This is a genomic window from Mongoliibacter ruber (genome assembly GCF_003003005.1).
GTDB lineage: Bacteria > Bacteroidota > Bacteroidia > Cytophagales > Cyclobacteriaceae > Mongoliibacter > Mongoliibacter ruber.
In genome coordinates, this window is sequence record NZ_PVTR01000034.1 from 1 (window position 1) to 3,116 (window position 3,116).

1 protein-coding gene is annotated in these 3,116 nt (G+C 39.5%); it reads left to right on the forward strand.

Translation table 11 applies throughout. From position 1 onward, the window contains the following. Positions 1 to 372: 372 nt before the first annotated feature. On the forward strand, positions 373 to 3,116 hold a 2,744-nt coding region (locus CLW00_RS21085), incomplete at its 3' end, for a hypothetical protein (RefSeq protein ID WP_146131479.1).

Here is a 3,116-nt window from a genome sequence, read left to right on the forward strand (position 1 = left end):
AGCGCAGGGCTGAGGTAGTGAAGGATTACCTGATCAACAGGGGAATTGAGGCCTCGAGGATGGAGTATGAGTGGTTTGGCAAGAACATGCCTGTCTATAACTGCGGCACGGTTCCATGCACAGAAGCGATGCACCAACTCAACAGAAGGACGGAGCTGAAACTTGGGAAATGACGATTTCTTAAATGGAAATCAAGATCAATAGGTTTAGAAAATTTATGATTTACAGAATATACCATTTTCACCGGTCGGATAATTATGAGTTTCAACTGTTCCATAAATGCGGAATCTGCCTTGATCTTATCAGCAGAAGTTTTGGTGTTTAAATGAAATTTTATCCCAAACCAATTTTTGTATTAGAAAATATCAACTTATGAAAAAATATTTACTCTTATTGACACTATTGTTTGGTCTTTTGGTGGTTAATGTTCAGGCCCAGTGCCCGCCAGATCCTTCTTATGTTCAACTTGATGATAGCTTTTCAGCTTTAGGGTGGACGCCTACTTGTAGAGATGGGAATGATGGCGAAATTAGAGTTTCAGGAATAGGTGGTGGTAATTCACCACTCTCCATCAGAGTAAGACAGCCTGAAACTTTGGCTTTGGTAGCTATTGAAAATGTGGGAGCAAATCCATCAGGAATAGTATCTGGTTTGAGTCCTGGAAATTATATTGTTGATATTATAGATGCCTGTGGCGAAGCTTCTGCCAACAAGACAGCAACAATTGTTAATCCAACAGATAATTTAAACATTACTAGTGCACGTGGTATTGAAGATTTAATTTCAGACGATACATGCGGAGATACCTATAGAGTCCGTTTTGGGAATGCTAATGGCGCGAGAACAGGACAGGAGGTAAATTTAATTGTTACCAATCATTTAGGAGCAACTTTGGAATATTCCATAGCTCCAGCAAAAACAAGAAACGCATTGACACCAATAGTGTTAGGCACTCATAATATTCCTGTTTCATTCTTTGATGGTCAACCTATTACATATCAGGTGTTTTCCATAAGTTGTCCAAATCATGGACCTTCAAATATTGAAACAATACACCTGCCAGATGGAGATTTTAGGATTGAAACGGAGGGTTTGTCTTTTCAAACACCTGCATTTCAGCCCTTTTCAGATCCTGACGAGCCCTGTGTAGATGCTTACAGAATACATAGACTTAGAATTTTAGGGGCAAATGCTATCACAGCAGTTATTGAGCAAGAAAGCTCAGTGGGTGCTAATGATTGGAGTCCTGGTATTGATGCTTACGGAAATCCTATATCAGATTTTAATGGAGATATTAGATGGAGACCTTATTATCCAGGACCTAGTCTTACGAATGGACTAGGGACTTCTGTTTTTCAGGGGTTGGCATATAATGTAAGCTACAGAGTAACTTACACTGATGCATGTGGAGATTCTTATGAAGAAACTTTTATGCAAGAAGCTCCTGAAAGAGGTGTATTAAGTGTCTCAAGTTGTCTGGGTAATATAGGTTCACTTGAAGATGGTGGTGCTCTTAGATTTAGGTGGGATAATATTTCCGCTACCATTTCTTACCCGGTTACTGTTGAAGTTATTGATGGGCCAACCTCTTGGACTTCATCTTCTTTTAATTTAGATGGGCAAACTTTTCCATTGCGTGATTTTTCAGCAAACCCAAAAACTATCCTTACCATAACAAGTCCTGCAACTTCTTATATAGAGTCCTCAACTGCAACCATAAAAAGACCTGCAGGCTTATACACGTATAGGGTTACAGATGCTTGTGGTAATGTGCAAATTATTGAACATGAATTAAATTGTCGTAATGCTGACATAAGTTATACAGAAGACAGGTGTCAAAGTACAGCCAGTAATGCGCGCTTAGTTTTTAGTTTGCCATTTATAGGGCAGAAACGCCTCTATGATATGGATGGAAATTTAGTTATGATAACTCCTTCACAGAGTAATAATTTCCAAGTTACATTTGATGAAGTGCCTCCAGGAGAATATCAAATACGCTTTGGAGGGGTTCAAAATAATGGCACACTTATACCAGACGAAACGTTTGACCCACTTTTACCAAGACTGGATGGAGGGTTCTTTTATAGCTATGATTTTGTAGTTGAAGAAGTAGGGCCTTTAGAAGTTGATTATTTGTATTTTACAACTTGTGCAGGTGAAACAGAATCAGTAAGCGTAGTTGCTGAAGGTGCTGGGGGAACATCGCCTTATACTTACACGATACTAGAAGAAGGAGCTCCCATAGGTTCTAGCCAAACTTCAGGAACGTTTACTGGTTTAACACCTGGAGTTCAATATGAAATTCAAGTTCTTGACGCTTGTGGTCGCGAAAGAATAAGGCCAATATTAGCGTCTAACAACCCTATTCGTTTTGATGGGTCTTTAGACCCGGTTTGTGTAGGGAGTGATGTTGAGATTAGTAGTAGTATTGATATACAAGGGGCAACTTATACTTGGACAGGTCCAAATGGGTTTTCTGAGGTGGGTAATCCAGTAATAGTACCTAATGTTGGTTTAGCTAACGTGGGAGAGTACATATTGTTAATTACTGGACCTTCAATAGACTGCACAGATACCTTTAATCTAGATTTGGTACTTGCTCAAGGCAGCATAATTTCTGAAAGCACAGCTTGTGAGCCAGGCGGCGATACATATGTGATTACAGCAACTATTGAAGCAACAGGGACTATGACTGCTATTGGCACAGGTGCCCCTGGTACTTTTGTTGATAATGGTGATGGGACATTAAATTGGTTATCAGAGCCAGTAGCAACAGGAACAGATTATGATGTTTCGTTCGAAGGAGATGGTCTGTGTGACTCTATTAACATTTCGGGTACCTCTCCTGTTTGTTGTGTAAGTGAGATCGTATGCCCAGAGCCATTAGTCTATCAGGTATTACCATGTTCGGATTCCACTGAAGAATTAGGTGAGCTACCTACACATGAAGAAGTAGATTTTAGATTACCAACTACCCAAGGGCTAATTACAGTATTTTATTCGATTCCAAGAGGTTTTGCTGTTCAGAATTCTTCGTATGAAGAGTTTTCCAATTCAGTAAACAATGGGTCATTCACTTCAAATTGTGCTATCGAGTCGGTTACTTTTGAATTTCT